At 58.4% G+C, this 19,862-nt stretch carries 8 protein-coding genes; 3 read left to right on the top strand and 5 right to left on the bottom strand.

Annotated features, from left to right (window positions below):
• Window positions 1-46: 46 nt before the first annotated feature.
• The 5 genes from ACSV9I_RS15335 to ACSV9I_RS15315 all read right to left on the bottom strand — a co-directional run bounded on the left by ACSV9I_RS15335 (window position 47) and on the right by ACSV9I_RS15315 (window position 4,814).
• A complete protein-coding gene (locus tag ACSV9I_RS15335; protein WP_438329746.1) occupies window positions 47-1,021 on the bottom strand; it encodes a TRAP transporter substrate-binding protein in 975 nt (324 codons plus the stop codon).
• Between the two features lie 61 nt (window positions 1,022-1,082).
• Window positions 1,083-1,961 (bottom strand): amidohydrolase family protein, encoded by an 879-nt coding sequence (locus tag ACSV9I_RS15330; RefSeq protein WP_438329743.1) that lies wholly within the window; start codon window positions 1,959-1,961, stop codon window positions 1,083-1,085.
• A complete protein-coding gene (locus ACSV9I_RS15325; RefSeq protein WP_438329741.1) occupies window positions 1,958-3,097 on the bottom strand; it encodes a mandelate racemase/muconate lactonizing enzyme family protein in 1,140 nt (379 codons plus the stop codon). The genes ACSV9I_RS15330 and ACSV9I_RS15325 overlap by 4 nt, the downstream gene beginning before the upstream one ends.
• 1 nt (window position 3,098) lies before the next feature.
• Window positions 3,099-4,004, bottom strand: a complete 906-nt coding sequence (gene kdgD, locus ACSV9I_RS15320) for a 5-dehydro-4-deoxyglucarate dehydratase (protein ID WP_438329739.1) — start codon at window positions 4,002-4,004, stop codon at window positions 3,099-3,101.
• Between the two features lie 66 nt (window positions 4,005-4,070).
• Window positions 4,071-4,814 (bottom strand): FadR/GntR family transcriptional regulator, encoded by a 744-nt coding sequence (locus ACSV9I_RS15315; RefSeq protein WP_438329737.1) that lies wholly within the window; start codon window positions 4,812-4,814, stop codon window positions 4,071-4,073.
• A 145-nt stretch (window positions 4,815-4,959) separates the two neighbouring features.
• Here ACSV9I_RS15315 and ACSV9I_RS15310 point away from each other — a divergent pair, with 145 nt between their 5' ends.
• From ACSV9I_RS15310 to ACSV9I_RS15300, 3 genes are all read left to right on the top strand, one after another.
• Complete coding sequence (locus ACSV9I_RS15310) at window positions 4,960-5,757, top strand: NAD-dependent epimerase/dehydratase family protein (protein ID WP_438329735.1); 798 nt, start codon at window positions 4,960-4,962, stop codon at window positions 5,755-5,757.
• A gap of 316 nt (window positions 5,758-6,073) precedes the next feature.
• The gene (locus tag ACSV9I_RS15305) at window positions 6,074-17,959 is read left to right on the top strand and encodes a T1SS-143 repeat domain-containing protein (RefSeq protein ID WP_438329733.1); all 11,886 of its coding nucleotides are present in this window, start codon (window positions 6,074-6,076) and stop codon (window positions 17,957-17,959) included.
• A gap of 541 nt (window positions 17,960-18,500) precedes the next feature.
• Entirely contained in the window at window positions 18,501-19,853 is a 1,353-nt protein-coding gene (locus ACSV9I_RS15300) for a TolC family outer membrane protein (protein WP_054159643.1), read from the top strand.
• Window positions 19,854-19,862 lie beyond the last annotated feature (9 nt).

Genomic DNA, 19,862 nt, shown 5'->3' with positions numbered 1-19,862 from the left:
CGGCGAAACGGGCCGGCCGCAATCGACATGCGGTCGGCCCGTCAGGTCATTTGACGGCGCGGACACGCTCGACCAGTTCCTTCATCTTCGGATCGGTGATGAACTTGTCGTAGACTGGCTGCATGGCGGCGGAGAACTCGGCCTTGTCGACCTTGATGATGTTAGCCCCAGAAGCGCGGATTTTCTCTTCCGATGCTTTCTCGCGGGCCTGCCAGAGTTCGCGCATCTTGCCGACCGATTCCTTGGCGGCTTCGCGGAGGACCTTCTGGTCTTCCGGCGTCAGCTTGTCCCAGGTGATCTTCGAGATGGCGAGGATTTCCGGCGTCAGCGAGTGTTCGGTGAGCGTGTAATTCTTCGCGACTTCGAAGTGGCGCGAGGATTCATAAGAGGGCCAGTTGTTCTCGGCGGCATCGACGACGCCTGTTTCCAGCGAGGAGTAGACTTCGCCAAAAGGCATCGGGGTTGGGTTGGCACCAAAGGCTTCCATCATCGCGATCCACAGATCCGACTGCTGGACGCGAACCTTCATGCCAGAGAGGTCTGCCAGTTTTTCGATCGGCTTTTTGGTCGAATAGAAGGAGCGCGCGCCGGAATCGTAGAATGCGAGCCCAACCAGACCATGAGGTTCGAAGGCAGCAAGTACTTCATCGCCAATCTCACCATCGACAACCTTGTGCATGTGATCGGTGTCCCGGAACAGGAAGGGCAGACCGAAGACGACGGTTTCCGGCACGAGATTGTTGAAGGGCGCGCTGTTGACGCGGTTCATGTCGATCACGCCGAAACGGGTCTGCTCGATGGTGTCCTTTTCGGTGCCGAGCGTGGCGTTGTTCATCACCTGAATGGTGATGCGGCCATTCGTCTTTTGCGAGACAAGCTCACCCATGAACTTCACCGCGTCGACGGTCGGATAGCCATCCGGGTGAATGTCGGCCGAACGCAGGGTGATTTCCTGGGCAAACGCGGCGCCTCCGGCCAGCGACAGGCTCATTGCGAGCCCGAACAGTGCAGTTTTCTTCATTGCCTTCCTCCTCCTTGTTGTGCCGCCGGAACCTCCCGTTCCCGCGGTTTTGACCGGTCGGCTAGAGCTTGCCTCCAGCCTTCAGACCGAACAGTTCTTCCGGATTGTCGATGAGCGCGAGGTGTCGGGCCTCCTCGCCCGAAAACCAGCTCAATACGGTGTCCGTGAGTGCAGCGTCGTCCGGATAATCCGCCTGGCTGCGGGCCAGATTGTGCGGCCAGTTGCTGCCCCAGACGATCCTTTCGGGCGCATGGGCGGCAAGGCTGCGGGCAACAGCGGCGACATCGGCGAAATCTGGCCCACCGGTCTTTGACGACTCGTAGGCTCCAGCGAATTTGAACCAGCAATTTCCACGGTCGATCAGCCGTTTGGCGGCAGCCACCTGAGGGCTATCCGGCGTCACGCCACAGAAGAACTTGCCGTGATGATCGAGAACCCAACGCGAGCGGATCGCGGACAGCTTCTCTTCATGCTCAAGAATATTGCTGCCGTCGAACTGGACTGCGACCATCCAGCCGCGGCTTTGAGCGATCGCGTCGATCTCCTCAAGCTTGTCTAGGCCGGCTGCGCCACCCGGAAGATCCATGACGCGGGCACCGACGACGCGGGCGGCAGACAGTGCATCCAGTTCCTCTTCGCTCGTCTGTCTATCGACAGCGGCGATGCCCCAGGCGATGTCGCCGAAGTCGTGCAGGCAGGCGAGAAGATTGGTATTGTCAAACTGATGCGCATTGCCTTGGGTAACGATCACCCGGTCGATGCCGATCCATTGCATGAAGCGACGATACTGTTCCGGCGTCGGCAGATCGCCGACAGGAAGGGGCGGGCCGCCTTCGATCGCCGGATAACCCGGCAGATAGGCATGCATCTGGGTATCGATTGCGCCCTTTGGCAAGCGGACCGCCGGCTTGTAGCCGCTTGTAGGACGATGCAGGCTCATGGCTCGTCCCTCATCCTGAATTCAGACAGCGCATCGCGATTGATGTCGATGCCGAGCCCCGGACCATTGGGAATGGCGACCACGCCGTTTTCATGTTCGAGCGGGCGCGTGACCACGGCCTGACGGAAGGGATTATCGGTGCGATCGAATTCGAGGATCGGCTCGATCGGATTGACCCTGACAGGGTCCGGCACCATGGCCGCGATGAACTGCAGGGCAGCGGCGATGTGGACGGCCGTGCCCCAGACGTGCGGAACGACACGCACGCCGTGAAGGGCCGCGAGATCGGCGACGCGCTTTGCCTCGGTAAATCCGCCGACGCCCGCCAGATCCGGCTGGACAATGTCGACGCAGCGGGTCTCTATCGGCTCCTTCATGCCCCAGCGACTATGCCAGGTCTCGCCACCCGCAACAGGGATCGGCTGTTTAGCCCGGACTTCGCGATAGGCTGCAAGTTGCTCGGGCACGACCGGTTCCTCGAACCAGTCCAGACCGTAGTCGGCAGCGCGGCGGCCAAATTCGATTGCTTCAAGCACGCCGTAGCCGTGATTGCCGTCGGCCATCAGCCGCATGTCGGGGCCGGCAGCCTCACGGGCTGCCTTGATCACGCGGAGATCTTCCTCGACACCGAAGCCAACTTTGATCTTCGAGGCGTGAAAGCCTTGCGCGCGATAGAGCGCGATGTCGGTTGCATTATCCGCGACCCGGTCGACACCGTCACGCTTGAAGCTGCCCGTCGCATAGGCCCGGACGCTATCGCGGAAACGGCCGCCGAGCAGGATCGACACAGGCGCACCGAAATGCTTGCCCTTGATGTCCCAAAGCGCGATATCGATGCCAGAAAGGGCGGTCAGGGTCAGACCACGCTGTCCCTGGTCTCGGAGCGCATTGTAAAGAACCGCCCAGACCTTTTCGGTCTCGAGCGGGTTCATACCAATCAGCCAGTTGCGGTAGGCGGCAACGACTGCCGCGTTGGGCCGGGCGGGGCCGAGGCATTCCCCCCAGCCAATCAGACCATTGTCACACTCGATCTCCACCAGAACATGTGCCCGCCGGTCAAAGCGCATCGAAGCGCTCTGGAATGGAACGGCGAGCTTGTGTTCAAGCAGATGGGTGCGGACGTCGACAATCTTCATATCAACGCTTCCAGCGGTCGATGAGCTGCGCCATCATCTCTTCTTCCTCGCGCGTCAGGTCGTCGAGCGGCGGACGGACCTTGCCAGCGGCAAAGCCCTGCAAGCGTACACCGGCCTTGACGGCTGAAACGGCGTAACCCTTGCGACGGCTGCGGATCGCCATGAACGGATAGAAGAAGTCCTTGAGGATCTCTTCGCAGCGGCTGCGGTTTCCGGCGCGCAGCGCCTGATAGAACTCGACGGCAAGACCCGGCACGAAGTTGAACACGGCGGAGGAATACGTGGTGAATCCGGCACCGAGATAGGCTTCAGCAAAGAGTTCGGCCGTCGGCATGCCGCCGAGATAGGTCAGGCGGTCGCCCATGGTGGCAGTAATCTGTCGCACAAGGCCGATATCACCCGTGCCGTCCTTGAAGCCGACGAGGTTGGGGCATTCGTCGCACAGGCGCTGTAGTGTTTCGACGCTGAGCACCGAGTTGTCACGGTTATAGACCATGACGCCAATACCGATCGACTGGCAGATGCGCTTTACATGCTGGTACATGCCTTCCTGCGGGGCATCGATCAGGTAATGCGGCAGAAGCAGGATACCGTCGGCGCCTGCTTTCTCAACCGAGCGGGCGATTTCGACGGCAATATCGGTTCCGTAGCCGCAGCCGGAAACAATGGCCGTGTCACCGGCGGCCTCTTTGGCAGCCTTGACGATTGTCGGGATTTCGGCCGGCGTCAGCGAGAAAAACTCGCCGGTTCCGCCGGCGGCGAAGAGCACCGGGGCGTCGAAGCCGGAGAGCCAGCCAACATGCTCCTGGTAGCTGGCAGCCGCGAAACGGCCTTCGTCATCAAAATGCGTGACCGGAAAGGAAAGCAGCCCGGCGCCGAGCGCGGTCTTGATGTCTTGCGGCGTCATGATCTTAATCCTCCTTGGTCATGCGAACCAAGTTGTCATACATGTCGCGGCAAAATCTGTCAATTGTTATCGTACAGGCTGGCGTTGCTCGCGCAAAAGCGCCCTGTAGCGGCTCTGGCTACCGCGCAGATGGCGGCGCATCGCCTCGCGGGCGCGCTCCTCGTCACCGGCTGAAATCGCGTCAACGATCTCGCTGTGCTCGGCGTCTATGAGCCGGAGATAGGCCGTCTGGTCATCCTCTCTGTCTTCATCTCGTAAAGCGGCACGGGGAATGACATTGCGGCCGATCATCGCCAGGAATTCCCGAAAACGCGGATTGTTGGTGGCCTCGGCAATGGCAAGATGCAGAGCAAAGTCGGCCTCGGTTGTCGACTGACCGGCCTCAAGACAGGCCATGACGGCAAAATGCCGCTCGTGAATGACTTCTTCCTGCGCCGGTGACCGACGCAACGCCGCAAGCCCTGCAGCTTCCACTTCGACGGCGGTCCGCAGCTCAAGAAGCTCGATCATCGAGGATACTCGGGCCGGATCGATGGTTCCGAGGCGCAGCGGTGGTGGAGGCGCCTCGACGGGCTGCAGCACAAATACGCCTGCTCCCTGGCGCGCTTCGACCAGTCGGTCTGCCCTGAGCGCAGCAATCGCCTCGCGCACGACGGTGCGGGAAACGCCATGGGCTTCCGAAAGCTGTGCTTCGCTCGGCAGCTTGCTGCCGGGCGGAAACTGTCCCGCAGCGATTGCCTTTCGCAAGTTGTCACCGAGCCTTTGGGTCAGCGTCCCCGATCCCGCCTCGATCTTGCCCTGCTGCGCCATGTCGCCCCCTTGCCGGTCTTGTTCAAGCGGATATTCATAAGCTCGTCTGTCAGGTTTGCAATGGCTGCTGGCATTCAACCCATCCCCTTGACTGGATATCCGTTGCCTGTATGACAAGTTGACGAGATCTTGAGGAGGAGTTCGGATGAAGCGTCTGTTGCTGACGGGAGCGGCCGGAGGACTTGGCAGTGCGATGCGCAGCCGGTTGAAGGGTCTGGCGGAGGTCATCCGGGTCTCGGATATCGCCGAACTGGGGGCAGGGGCAGCGCATGAAGACGTCATGCAATGCGACCTTGCCGATCGCGCCGCAGTCGACCGGCTGGTCGAAGGCTGTGACGGCATCATTCATCTTGGCGGCATTTCGGTGGAGGACAAGTTCTCCAGGATCATGTCCGCGAACATCCTCGGCCTGCACAATCTCTATGAGGCCGCCCGGGCGAACGGCATGCCGCGCATTCTCTTTGCCAGTTCGAACCACACGATCGGCTTTTACCGTCAGGATGAATATCTTGACCATGAGATGCCCTTCCGGCCGGACGGACTCTATGGCGTGTCGAAATGTTTCGGTGAAGCGCTGGCCCGCATGTACTTCGAAAAATTCGGTCAGGAAACGGCGCTGGTTCGCATCGGCAGCTGCATGGAGAAGCCGAAGAACCATCGCATGCTCTCCACCTGGATGAGCTACGACGATTTCCTGTCGATGATCCAGTGCATCTTTCGGGTGCCGCGCCTCGGCTGCCCTGTGATCTGGGGCTGCTCGGACAATGACAGCCGCTGGTGGGACAATTCCCACGTCTCCTATCTCGGCTGGCGCCCGAAGGACAATGCCGAGCGTTTTCGCAGCGAAATCGACGCCACGGTGCCTCGCCCGGCCGTTAATCATGCGACGGCCGTCTACCAGGGCGGGCCCTTCATTCTGGATCCGGTCTTTCCAGAAGAGTGATCATCGTCGACGGAAGCTTTGCCAAGTAATGTGTTCTGACCTCCGCGCGGTGGCTTGGCGAGGGGGCGGGAAGGGTGTGGCTTTCAAAACCATGGGTTTTGATGAGGGTTTCTCACTGCACCACATAAGTGCTGCTGAAAGCTGCGACAATTTGAGTAAAATACCGAAATAGCACAGTTTTTCAGCCTGAAGTTAACCCATTTTTCAATAATGGTCTGTCGAAGCATAACCCGTTATATCGACAGGGTTAAGAAAGCGTTGCGCTTACCCCGGCCCCAGATTTAACTGCGGTCAACTTGTTAAGGGGTGAGTTACCATGTCCATCGAAGATCCGCGTCTGTCCAGCATTGACAATACTTCCGCCGGTGAAGACTTCGCCGAGGCGGTCGAGCAGCATCTGGGTTTCACCGGCGAGGCCGATGACGGTATCGAGCTCGCCCAGGCTGAAACGCCGAATGCGCCGAAGAGCGAGCGCCTGCCAACCGAAGTGCCGACCGAGACGGCAGCTGCCGCCATCCCGACGCAGGTTGTGCCAGACACCAAGAATGTCGTGACCCTGCCGGCCACGGTTGATCTCGACAATGTTGAGTTCAAGGTCGAAGGTGCCGATCTGGTCCTCGTCCTCGCCGACGGTACGGAAATCATCGTCCAGGGCGGCGCGGCCAATATCCCGACTTTCGTCATCGGCGAAGTCGAACTGCCGCAGGTCGTTCTCTTCGCGGCGCTCGAGGACAGCAACATCAACGTCGCGGCTGGCCCCGACGGTTCCTATTCGGCCAGTGGCCAGTCGCCCAGCAATGGCGGCGATTTCAACGACAGCCCCTTCGGCGACGGCTTCGGCGAACGTGGCCTGATTGATCTGCTCGGCGACACCAGCTTCGGCGATGAGCAGCTCGACGGTGAGATTTTGGGCGATGGTGCGCCGTCGATTGATGCCCCCCTGACGGTGGCATTCGAGTTTGATGAGGCCGTGATCGCCGATAACCTTGAGGGCAATGAAAGCTTCAGCGGTGTTCTGCCCTTCAATCCGGGCCCAGACTTCGGCACGATCACGGGCATCGGCTTTGTCGGTGCAGGCAATGTGGCAGAGACCACTCAGGGCGGCGATGGTTCCGCAACGGCGCTGTCGTTGACTTCCGGTGGTTTGCCAATCGTTATTCGCACCTTCCCGGCTCCGTCTGATGGTACCGACCTGTCCTTTACGGCGCTGCAAGGCGTCGTGGTGATCGATGGCGTAGATCAGGTTGTCTTCGAAATCCGAATCGACAATCGCGAGACGGGTGAATTCACCTTTGAACTGATCGGACAGCTTGATCATCCGGATGCACCCGCAGGCGGTTCCGAATCCGATCTCGAAGATCTGCTGCGGTTGGGCTTCACCTATACCGTGACCGACTTAGACGGTGATAGTGTCACGGGCACCTTCGACATCGACGTGAAGGATGACGCAGTCAGCTTCGGCACGCCTGACACCAAAGGCGTGGATGAGGACTTTACACCTTGGGGCAATGGCGACGTTGACACGGGCGGCCAGGGTGAGGGCGGCAGCGACAACGAGCAGTACCGGATGGAGAAGGAAGAATTCTCCTATCCTGAAGTGTCTGGTTCGCTTGGGATCAACTGGGGTGCGGACAAGGGCAATGCAGAGGTCGATGGCGGCCTGACCGGTGTTGCAAATGACCGTGGCGTCGCTTTTACCGCCGCAGATATTGACGCTCTGGAGGACCAGAATCTGACCTCCGACGGTGTAGCACTCGTCTACAAACTGGCGGATGATGGCACGACACTGATTGCTTACAAGCTCTACAGTGATGGGGGTGAAGAAAAGCGCCTGGCGAATGTTTCTTTGGTTGATGGCGAGGAGATTAACGGGGAAGTCGTTTTCACCGTAAGCCTCTCGGACGTGGATTCCGGTTCATATACTTTCACGCTCAAGGGCAATCTCGATCACAAGATCAGTGGTGACAGCCCGGCTGACGAAGAAGACCTGTCGATCAAGTTCCAGTTTACTGCGCAGGATGCAGACGGCGATACAGCGACATCCTCCTTCACCGTGAACGTCAATGACGACAGCCCGATCTTCTATGCCGACCCGGAGAGCAAGAATCTCGACGAGGAAAACGTTGTCCAACTTGGCGGCAACGACGGCGACAGCTACAAAAATGGGTACGATCTCGGTGTTGAGGACGACAACGGATACGATGACGAGTCTCGCGGCGGCCGCTCTGTCAATGGCCAGCTGTACATTGGCTGGGGCGCTGACGACAACAACGACTCCACGTCTGTTGCGGATCGGTCCGTCGTTTTCACTGGCATTGGTTCGGGCGAAGGCTTCGAAAACGGCAGCGCTATTGAGGTTTCCCAGCTCGATGCCGAGGGCACTACCGAACTGACCCACAACGGCGAAACTGTGCGGATGTGGCTGTCGGAAGACGGCACGACCCTGTACGGCTATGTTGGTGAGGTGGTCGAAGGCGGCCCGTCGCAGTCGCAGCTGGTCTTCTCCGTGTCGCTTAGCGACAATGGGAGTGGTTCTTACGTCTTCACGCTCTATCAGAACCTCGACCACGCGTTCGAGGGCCGCGAAGACGACATTCGCATCAACTTCCAGATCAAGGCGACCGACAGCGATGGCGATAGCGCCACTGCGAATTTCAGCGTCGACATTGATGACGATGCCCCGGTTGCGAGCAACGTGACGGCCTCGACCGTGCTTGACGACGAAGCGCAGTCTCTGTTTGCGGGTAACAATTCGCCGGCTGACGACGTCGCCAATGAACTGAAAGCAACGGGCGTTGCCGGTTCGCTGTTCACGGCAGGTGCTGATGGCGTAAAGTCTGTCGAGATCACGGGCGGCGCATTCAATGTGATCTTTGCAGAAGGCGGTTTTGCCAAGTCGGAATCCGTCACCTGGGGTGCTGGCGACAAGTCTGAAGACGGCACGACGACGTTTACAGCGACAAGCACGCATTATCCAAATGGCGCAGCCGTTCTGATCATCAAGGCGGATGGGTCGTACAGTCTTGAGCTGAAGGCGCCGGTTGCACACACAGCTGCGGGTGAAGACAACACCGAGATTTCGGTTGGCTTCACCGTCACGGATGGTGATGGCGATACAGCTTCCGGCACACTGGTGGTGACCGTTAATGACGACGTTCCGGTTGCGACACCGATCGTCAACGCCCCCACAAAACTCGACGACGAGGCACAGTCGGTGTTCCCCGGCAATGATGGCTCGAACATCTTCAAAGATGCGACAGATGCCAATCCGAACTACAAGGTGGCCTCCGGCAACGCAGGTGCTTTGTTCACGGCAGGTGCGGATGGCGTCCAGGCAATCTCTGTCGTAGCTCCGACCTTCTCCGTTATCTTCAAGGACACACTCGGCTTCGCGGGCCAGGAAGTCGTCACTTGGGGTGAAGGTCAGGTCCAGGCGGATGGCACGGTGACCTTGGTCGCGACCAGTGCGCATTATGGTGCGCCTGATGGCGCCGCAACGCTGGTGATCGGTGTCGACGGCTCCTACAAGCTGACCCTGAACGCGCCGGTCGTTCATTCGACCAGCTCCTCCTTCACCGAGGAAGACAAGACCCTGAGCTTTGAAGTGACTGTCACCGATGGCGATGGCGACAAGGCGACGAGCTCACTGAATGTGACCGTTGATGACGATACGCCTGAGCCGGTGATCTCCATCGAGGTTGCGTCCAAGGTCCTCGACGATGAAGCTCAGTCGACATTCACGCCGACCAATCCCGGCGGCGTCCTGGATGTTCCGAATGAGAAAACCGTGTCTGGCGGCCCGGGTTCGCTGTTCAAGATGGGTGCCGACGGTTTGGCGGGCCTGTCGGTCGAACTTCCCAGTTTCGACGTCATCGCCAAAGGTAGCGACGGCTTTGCCAAGCAGGAATGCGTCACGTGGGGCCCGGCGGTTCGCAGTGAAGGCGGCGTGACGACTTATGTCGCGACATCGGCTGGCTATCCGAACGGGGCAGCTGTCCTGACCATCAAGGCGGATGGCTCCTATACGCTCGAGTTGAAGGCGCCAGTAGCGCATGATGGCTCCATTTTCCCGGAAAACAACGAAGTACTCGTTTTTGGCTACGCCGTGCGCGACGGTGACGGTGATGTTGCCGTTGGCCTGCTGAAGGTGCTCGTCAATGATGACACGCCGGTTGCGAAGGTCGTTTCGGATCTGGTCAAGCTGGACGACGAAGCCCAGACTTTGTTCCCGGGCAACAACGACCCAATCGACGGCGTGACAAACGCACTGAAGACGACGGGTATCGCCGGTTCGCTGTTCACCGCAGGTGCCGATGGCGTGTCGAGCGTTTCGATTTCCAATGGCGCATTCAAGGTAGTCTTCGCCGAAGGTGGCTTCGCGAGCTCGGAATCCGTCAAGTGGGGTCCAGGCGAGAAGTCTGCCGACGGGACGACGACATTCACCGCGACCAGCACGCACTACCCGAATGGGGCGGCCGTTCTGATCATCAAGGCTGACGGTTCCTATAGCCTCGAACTGAAGGCACCGGTTGCCCATACGGGATCTGGCGAGACCGACAACACGATCACTGTCGGCTTCACTGTGACCGATGGTGATGGCGACAAGGCCTCTGGCAAGCTGAACATTTTGGTCAATGACGACGTTCCGGTCGCCAACAGTCTGGTTTGGGCACGTGATCTGGACGATGAGGCGCAAACCCGCTTCACGCCCGTGAACTATGGCGGCCGTGACGATGAGTGGCCTAGCTATGGTCAGGCAAGCGGCTCTGCCGGCGCGCTGTTCAAGGCTGGCTCCGATGGCGTCGGATCGATCACGATCAATGCGGCATCGTTTGCTGTTCTTTGGAAGGACGGCGGTTTTGCAACGACGGAAACCGCGACCTGGGATGCTGGGGTTAAGGATACAAACGGCAATACGACATTCACCGCGACGGGCGCTGACTCGGACCAGGTGGCTGCGGTGCTGGTCATCAAGGCCGATGGTTCCTATACGCTGGAGATGAAGGCACCTGTGGTCCATGACCAGTCGTCTTCCTTCGAAGACGACAAGACGCTGTCGATCGGCTTCACCGTTACGGACGGTGATGGTGATACCGCCTCCGGTACCCTCAAGGTTTCGGTTGATGACGACACGCCGGAAGCCAATTTCCTTGTGGTCGAACGGACGATCATGGATGACGAGGCGCAGTCGCTGTTTACGCCCGTAAACTATGGCGGCTTCGGCGACGTCTTCCCGAGCGTTGCTAAGGTGACGGGCGAAAAGGGCGCTCTCTTCTCGGGCGGCGCTGATGGCGTGACCTATGTGAGGGTCGATGGTCCCGATTTCCGCGTAATCTACAACGACGGCGGTTTTGCCAAGACAGAAGACATCTGCTGGGTAGGTGGGAACCGCGACGGCAGTGGCAATACAGCCTATTTTGCTGTTGGCGATATCTCCGGCAAGGTTGCCGCGATGCTGGTCATTAATGCTGACGGTTCGTACAGCTTCGAACTGAAGGTGCCGGTTGCGCACAACTTTTCCTCATCTTCGCTGGAAGATACGACGCTCTTGCCATTCGCTTTCACGGTGATCGACGGCGATGGTGACAAGGCATCGGGCTACCTGAAGATCGCGGTGAACGATGATATGCCGGTGGTCCAGTCGGTGGTTAATGCCTCCACCACGCTTGATGATGAGGCGCAGACGCTCTTTGCGGGCAACGAACTTCCCGCAGATGGTGTCGCCAACGCGTTGAAGGCGACGGGCATCGCCGGTTCGCTGTTCACCGCAGGCGCCGATGGCGTCAAGTCGGTCGAGATCTCCGGCGGTACATTCAATGTGATCTTCTCGGAAGGTGGCTTGGCCAAGTCTGAGAGCGTCAAATGGGGTGAGGGCGTCAAGTCCGCAGACGGGACGACGACATTCACCGCGACCAGCACGCACTACCCGAATGGGGCGGCCGTTCTGATCATCAAGGCTGACGGTTCCTATAGCCTCGAACTGAAGGCACCTGTTGCGCATACGGGATCTGGCGAGACCAATAACCCGATTACGATCGGCTTTACCGTGACGGACGGTGACGGCGATAAGGCGTCTGGAACCCTGACTGTCAACGTAAATGATGATGTTCCGGTTCAGGCCGCAACGCCGCTGAACCTCGCTGTCGATGAGGACGGTCTGCCAACCGCCGCTCTGGATACCGACAAGTCGGGTGAAGTCATGCCGACGGGCTCTGCAGTCGCTAGCGGAACTGCCGGTGCGCTCCTGTCACTGTTCAATTTCGGCGCTGACGGTGCCAATGCATCGGGCGCGGTGTCCTTGATGCCGACGACGAAACCAGTTGACTCCGGACTGAACTCGGATGGCGCCGACGTCATGATCAAGGTCGCTGGTGATACGCTGACCGGCTACGTTGCCGGCACACCGGAGCGGGTCGTCTTCGAACTCAAGGTCAATAGTGATGGTTCCTACCGCTTCGAGCTGATGGACCAGATCGACCATCCGACGCTTGATGGCCAAGTAGGAGACAACACCGAGAACCTGACGTCGCTCGACCTGTCGCAATTCATCATCGGCAAGGATGGTGATGGGGATACGGCGACGCTTGATGCCGGCAAGCTGGTGATCGATATCAGAGATGACATTCCGTCCGTGACTTCGGAAATCGAGGCAGTATCGGTCAAAGCACCGGTCGGCGGCGAAGAAGTTGCGACCAAGGTTGCCAATTTTGTCCTCGTACTCGATACATCTGGCAGCCTCGATGCAAATCTCGCTTCTCTCAAGGCGCAGGTTCAGGATTTCCTGGGCAAGCTGGCTGACTCTGGTGCCAAGGACGTGCGCGTCCATATCGTCGAATTCGGCGATAGCGGCTCGGTCGTCGGGACTTACGACCTGATCGTCAACGGCGAGGAAAAGCCGACAGCCCTTGCGCAGGCGCTGAAGGACGTCGCGGAGCTTAATGACGACGGCAACACCAATTACGAAGACGGTCTCCAGCAGGCGCTGGAATGGATCGAAGGTGTGCCGGGCCAGAGCATTCAGGTTTCGCGCGTCATCGACGCTTTCGACGCCAACGACAACAATGGCAATCAGCAGTCTGGAAACAACGATACCGCTTATATCGTTGGCACAAACACGCAGCAGATCGCGTTGATTTCTGGCTGGATTTCTCCCGCCTCGGCCAATGGGCATCTCCAGGACGCAAGCGGCGATTTGACAAACGGCTGGGGTGTCGACCGCCAAGGCAACAACGACTATGGGACCGATATCGAGGCCAATGAAGTCCTGCGCGTCGATTTCGGTGCGTTCAATGACTTCGGCGTTGCCAATGGCTATAACAATGCCGGTAACTTCAACGGTGTTGCTGTCTCGTCTGCCGTCTTCACACTCGATAACGAGCGTAGCGGCGGTTCGACCGAATTTACCTATACGGTCTATTTTGTTGGCGGTGGCTCGCAGACCGCGACCGTGAATGTGTGGGGAGAAAACTACGCTCTCACCGTGAAGGGGCTTGACGCCAATGCGGGCAAGGAGATCGCCTATGTCGAGTTCTCGACCAGTGGAAACGGTCGCGGCGATGTCGACCTCGACTCCGTCGTCACCATGCCGGTCGCACCGGGTACGCTGCCGAACGCCGATGTCAACCAGCTGATTTTCCTGTCGGATGGCGAGCCAAACCGCACCAATACGGACAACCGGCCTGACATTGATGACGTACTCGATTCGATCAGCACCGAAATTGGGAAGATTGAAACGGATACGAGCGGGCCAGATCAGGCCTTCACGATCGAAGCATTTGGTATCAATGCCTCCACGGGTGGCTTGGTCGTTCTCGGCAAGGTTGAGGGCCCCGGTGGCAGCGCGTCGAATGTCACTGCGCCATCAGGCCTGACCGATGCGATGAGTGATGTTCTTGATAGCCTTGCTCCGACGCAGAGCAGCACATCAGCTTCCGCTTCGGTGAACTTCGACCTCGACGAACTCATCAAGGTCGGCGCTGACGAGGACATCTCCTTCGCGCTGAAGACCAATACCGATGGTTTGACCGCTCAGTCGCTTAAGCTCGGCGGCACCTTGATCACCTACAGCGTTGCCGGAAACGTGCTGACGGCGATGGCGGGAACGGAGAAGGTGTTCACGCTCTCGCTTTCCGGCGATGGTGCTGGCAGCTTCACGATCCTGAAGGCATTCGATGGTTCTGGCATTAAATCGATCGATTTCTCGTCGCTGATCCAGGCAACTGATGCCGATGGAGACACGATCTCGCTCGATGCTGGTAAGTTCGTCGTGAAGGTGGAACTGCCGAATGTCGAGCCGACCACCACCGATGCGGCTGTATCTGGAAACGAAGATACAGCGATCTTGGTCAATCTTTCCGGTTCGGACGTTGACGGCACGATTGCAGGCTATGTGATCAAGTCGCTGCCGGTGACAGGCACGCTCTACAGCGATGCCGACTTGACGCACGCGGTTCAGCTGGGCGACACGGTGACGAGTTCGGTCTACTTCAAGCCGAATGCGGACTATAACGGCCCTGCCTCCTTCACCTTTGCGGCGAAGGACAATCTCGGCCTTGTGGACCAGACGCCCGCTGTTGCCGTGATTACTGTAACTCCGGTCAACGACGCTCCAGTCGCAGTGGACGATGTGTTGGCGACTGACGAGGACATGCCCCTGGTGATCACGCTGGCCCAGTTGCTGGCGAATGATAGCGACGTTGACGGCGACAATCTGACGATCGTCTACGTGCGCACGCCGGTGAATGGAACCATATCGATCGAAGGCTCTAACATCATTTTCACGCCAACAGCCGAGTTCAGCGGAAAGGCAAGCTTCACGTATTCCGTTTCGGATGGAAAGGGTGGCTCTAAGGAGGCTGTTGCCACGATCAACGTGGCGGCGGTTAATGACCCTCCGACGACGGCGGATCGTTCGGCCTCTGGTGATGAAGACACAACGATTACGGTGAGCCTGGCAGGCGCCGGTTCTGACGTTGATGGCACGGTTGCGGGCTATGTGATCAAGAGTTTGCCGACGAACGGTACGCTCTATAGCGATGCCGACCTCACTCACGCGGTTCAGCTGGGCGACACGGTGACCAGTTCGGTCTATTTCCAGCCGGATGCGAACTTCAACGGGAAGGTCACATTTAGCTATGCTGCGACCGACGGTCAGCTTGAGGACGCGTCTCCTGCCAAGGCCACCATTACGATTAATCCGGTCAACGACTCTCCAGAGGCTGAGGACGACACGTTCACAACGTCCGAGGACAAGGCTCTTGTGTTGTCCGCGAGCCAGCTTCTGGGCAACGATAGTGATGTTGACGGTGATACGCTTCAGATAACGGGCGTGTCGAACGCAACGAACGGAAGTGTCGCTCTGGTTTCCGGGGCCGTCGTATTCACCCCCGCCCTCGATTTCTTTGGGACAGCGAGCTTTGAATACAGTGTTAGCGACGGTAAGGGTGGCACAGCAACGGCCACGGCCACAGTCACCGTGACGCCTGTCAATGATGCACCGACGATCGATGGTGATCTCAAGCTGTCCGTCGAAGAAGGGAGCAAGGTTACCGTCACGTCTGCTGATCTTGGCTTCAAGGATGTCGACGATACGGCGACTGACGTGACCTTCACGGTTTCTGGTGCGGTCAATGGAACTGTCCTGGTCAACGGAACAGCGTCCAATACCTTCACCGGGCAGCAACTGCTCGATGGAAAGGTCGAGTTCCTTCACAATGGAACTGAGACATCCTCCGGCTCGTTCCAGGTCAGCCTCGAGGACGGCAATGAGGATGTTTCGCCTGCTGCCACCGCGACGGTGACTCTGGCGGTTTCCCCGAAGAATGACGGATCTGCCTTGATCACTTTAACCAATGTCACCCAGACTGCGACGGCCCCGAAGGTCGGCGATGTCCTTCAGGTGACGCTCGGTGATGATCCCGATGGTGCGCCGTCGGGTATTGTTTACCAGTGGATGAGCAACGGCTCCCCTGTGGGAGGTAACAGCGCGACTTACACGCTGACCAGTTCCGACATCGGAAAGACGGTATCGGTTAAGGTCGTCTACACCGATGGTCAGGGCTTTGGCGAGAGTGTCACCAGCACTGCGACGGCTGCGGTTGTTCCGAACAATCTGCCGCCGGTGGCTGGGGATGATATTGTCATCACGAACCAAGACCCGGTCGACGTTCCAAAGTGGGCGCTGCTTCTTAACGACTCAGACAGCAATACTTTGGATACGCTGTCGATTTCCGGGGTTTCCAACTCAATTGGCGGTGTTGTTACCAACTCGTCCTCAAAGGTTGAGTTTAATGATGATCAGACCCGTGGCGGCTCTTTCGAATATACTTTGTTTGACGGATCAACGACCGATACTGCGAAGGTCACCATCGATCGGCAGAACGGCAACACGCTACAAGGTAAATCGACTTCCGAGATTCTAGTCGGTGGATCCGCTAATGAAACTCTGAAGGGCGCTGCTGGCAACGACGTGCTGCTCGGAAACGGCGGCAATGACGATATCTACGGCGACGAGGGACAGGATCGCCTCTATGGTGGCGATGGACAAGACTGGCTGCACGCGGATGCCAGCGATATCGTTATTGATGGTGGAGCGGATACCGATACGTTGTATCTGGATGCAAACTTCGCGAGCCTGACTGACGCTCAAATCGTTGGGGTTGAGAAAATTGAGCTAACTTCCGCTACTGATATCCTTAATCTGCAGAATCAGTCTGAGGGTTTCAGTATTTCGATCGATGGCGGCGTTGCAGATCAGTCGTGGGACATTACGCTTGGCAACAATGCTGAAAAGGATGAGATCGTTTTCAGTCACGGGACGGTTGGCAATGATCACGATAGCTTTGCCGTCGTGAAGAATTTCGACGCAGCTATTGATAAGGTTAGAGTGCTTCTCAACAATAACAATATATCCAGCGGATTCAGGGCAGTCGATGACTCTGGCAATCAAGTGAACTTGAATCCGAACAAGTTTTCCGACCAAATTCAGCCCGGAAACGTGATTGAAATCCTGGGAAGCCGCGTATCACCGGATCTGACAAAAGATGGGAGCGACGGCGCTATAGAAACGATCATCGCCAACGCCATTGGTGGGATGAAGGCGGGAACATACACGATCGTCGTGTACTCATCGATCAACCCGACCACTGCAGACGCGGGAGTCTATACGCTTACGTTGAGTGGCAATAAGATTGATCTGAAGTCTAACGATTTCGACCTTGAACATGTGATGACGCTAAAGGGCGTCGGCTACGGTAAGCTTGGTGCGACCAATTTTGCCGACCTGGCCGACCCGATCATCCTCGACCTCGACAAGAACGGCTTCGCCCTCTCGTCAATCGACACCGGTGTCAGCTTCGACATCAATGCCGATGGCAACAAGGACCAGATCGCCTGGACCAGCGACGATGGCATTCTTGCCTATGACGTTGATGGTAACGGCCTGATCGACAATGGCTCGGAAATCTTCACGCCTGACTTCAAGGGCGAGACGTTTGCCAGCGGCGTGGCGGCTCTCGCTTCGCTCGATAGCAATGGCGATGGCAAGATCGATGCGAATGATCAGGCCTTCTCGAAGCTGCAGGTCTGGGTTGATGCCGACAATGATGGTGTGAGCGATCAGGGTGAGCTTTCGAGCCTCTCGGATCATGGTGTTGCCAGCATTTCGCTCACCACCGACAATACCGGTGGTGTCGAGGATGGCCAGACGGTCTTCTCGGAAGGTTCGTTCACCTTCCTCGATGGCTCGGAAGGCGACTTCCTGGAAGTTGGCTTCGACACGATCTTCGGTTCGGATCTGTCTGATCCGCTGATCGTCACAGGCACCGATGGCAACGACGTGCTCCATGGCGGCATGGGCGAGGTGGTGATGACCGGCGGTGCCGGCGCCGACACCTTCGTCTTCGACGAGACGGCTCTGCATGAGCTCGACGTGGCCGACGTGATCACCGATTACAGCCTTTCGGAAGGCGACGTCCTCGACGTGTCCGCCCTTCTCGATACGCTGCTCGGCGAGCAGAGAAACGAAGCCGATGCTGCATCGCATGTGAAACTGAGCACCGACGGCACCGATACCACGCTCAGCGTCGACATGGGCGACAGTGGCTGGAAGGACGTCGTGGTCCTTGAAAACCACACCACAAGCGTCAAGGTCCTGTTCGACGACACGCATTCGGTCACGGTCAATCCGGACGTCCACGGCTGATCGGACCCATCTCAACAAACCAGGAAAGGGCCCCTCGCGGGGCCCTTTTTCTTTGTCGCAGATGGAAGGCTTCCGTGTCCTTGCAAGGTCCGGCGAAGAATCGGCTTTGTGATTTTAATCACCCAGCGAGCGTGTTCATTGTCGCTGACGGAAAGGTGTTGCCAAATGGCGACAGGGCGGTCGGAAACCGGTGTCATCTGTGTGCTGAAATGGCAAAGACGCTTGCAGGGTTAATGGGAGGCCCAAGGAAAAGGAATCGCGATTCTTGGGTTGATAAGGCAATGCAGGCGCTTGAGCTTCGAATTGAAGGTACAAATTTTCACGAGTCTGAGTGAATTTTTCCAATTAGTTTTGACAGATCAAAATTGGGTGCATCTTTTCGACACCGGGATAACACTTTCCAGTCACGAGGCGACCGGTATATAAGAACGCTGAATTAGATTTGGGCAGGGGCACTAAATTGTTTACAAAGAAGACATTGTTCGCGGCCTTGTATACCTCGGCGGCTCTTTCCATCTTGTCCCTGACGCCGGCCAGCGCGATGTCGCTGCAGGAAGCGGTACAGAAGGCGCTGACCACCAATCCGCAGATCTCGCAGGCGGTGGAAAACCGCGAGGCGGTCGAGTTCGAACTGCGCCAGGCGCGCGGCCTCTACATGCCGTCGGTCGATCTTGAAGCCAGCGCCGGCCGTCGCCGTCTGTCGAATGATAGCACGGGTACGCTGACCAGCGACTACGAGACCTTTTCCAACGCTGAAGTCGGATTGACCGTGACCCAGCGCCTGCTCGATGGCGGTGGTCGTCGGGCGCAGTTGGACCAGCAGGCCTCGCGCGTGGACAGTGCCTCTTTCCGCGTTCTGGACCGGTCTGAAACGGTGGCACTCCAGGTGGTTCAGGATTATCTCGAATATATCCTGCAGTCGAAGATTGTCGGCATCGCCAAGCAGAACGTCGATTTCCACGGCGGTATTCTGGGCGATATCAAGCAGGGAATTTCCGGCGGCGCGCTGACGGATGTCGACGCTCTCCAGGGCCGCGAGCGTCTCGATGCTGCCCGTGCCCGCCTGCGTGAAGCGCAGGAAGAGCTGGAGATGACAAAGATCCGCTTCCTGAAGACGGTTGGTGAGCCGATCACCAATGCGAAGATGCCGCCGTCGCTCGGCAAGTACATTCCGCGCTCGCTGCAGGATGCGATCGCAACGGCGAAAACCAACAACCCGCGGATTTACGCAGCTCGCGCTGACATTGATGCGGCGGATGCTGCCGTTCGCGGCGCCCGCTCCAACTATGCGCCGACGGTCGATCTCGAAGGCCGCGCCAGCGTCGGCAACGATGTCGGCTCAAGCCAGGGCAATACCAACGACGTGCAGGTGCGTGTTGTCGCCCGCTGGAACCTCTATCGTGGCGGCATCGACCAGGCCCGCGAGCAGGAACAGATCCGCCGTGCCAGCGAGCAGCGCTTCGCCTCCGACCAGGTTCACCGCGAAATCGAGGAATCGATCCGCTCTGCCTGGAACGAGCGTAGCAGCCGTGGCGAACTTTCGCAGATCCTCGGTTCGCAGTCGTCGCAGAATGCCAAGCTCGTCTCGTCCTATGGCGAGCAGTTCAAGATCGGCCAGCGCTCGCTGCTCGATGTGCTCGATGCGCAGAACACCCGCTTCAACACGGGTATCGTTGCTGAAACGGCCCGCTTTGCAGCCCTCTTCGCCGAGTACAAGATCCTGGCTGCATCCGGCTCGCTGTTGAAGTCGATGAACCTGAAGCCAGTCGGTCAGTCCGAGGCTTATGCACGCAACGAATTTTCCGTGAAGGCGACGCCCGACGGGGCTTACACCAAGCGGGATCCGCGGCAAAAGGCGGGCGTTCCGATGGACCTCCTGGCGCCGCTTCAGTAACCGTCCATC

Source organism: Rhizobium sp. G187 (assembly GCF_051549525.1).
Classification (GTDB): domain Bacteria; phylum Pseudomonadota; class Alphaproteobacteria; order Rhizobiales; family Rhizobiaceae; genus Allorhizobium.
This window is presented reverse-complemented; position numbering and strand designations above follow the sequence as displayed.

Excerpts from the sequence above, each read along its gene's own strand:
- ACSV9I_RS15310 (WP_438329735.1), top strand. The coding sequence starts at position 4,960 with ATGAAGCGTCTGTTGCTGACGGGAGCGGCCGGAGGACTTGGCAGTGCG.
- ACSV9I_RS15335 (WP_438329746.1), bottom strand. The coding sequence starts at position 1,021 with ATGAAGAAAACTGCACTGTTCGGGCTCGCAATGAGCCTGTCGCTGGCC.
- ACSV9I_RS15300 (WP_054159643.1), top strand. The coding sequence starts at position 18,501 with ATGTCGCTGCAGGAAGCGGTACAGAAGGCGCTGACCACCAATCCGCAG.
- kdgD (WP_438329739.1), bottom strand. The coding sequence starts at position 4,004 with ATGACGCCGCAAGACATCAAGACCGCGCTCGGCGCCGGGCTGCTTTCC.
- ACSV9I_RS15315 (WP_438329737.1), bottom strand. The coding sequence starts at position 4,814 with ATGGCGCAGCAGGGCAAGATCGAGGCGGGATCGGGGACGCTGACCCAA.
- ACSV9I_RS15305 (WP_438329733.1), top strand. The coding sequence starts at position 6,074 with ATGTCCATCGAAGATCCGCGTCTGTCCAGCATTGACAATACTTCCGCC.
- ACSV9I_RS15325 (WP_438329741.1), bottom strand. The coding sequence starts at position 3,097 with ATGAAGATTGTCGACGTCCGCACCCATCTGCTTGAACACAAGCTCGCC.
- ACSV9I_RS15330 (WP_438329743.1), bottom strand. The coding sequence starts at position 1,961 with ATGAGCCTGCATCGTCCTACAAGCGGCTACAAGCCGGCGGTCCGCTTG.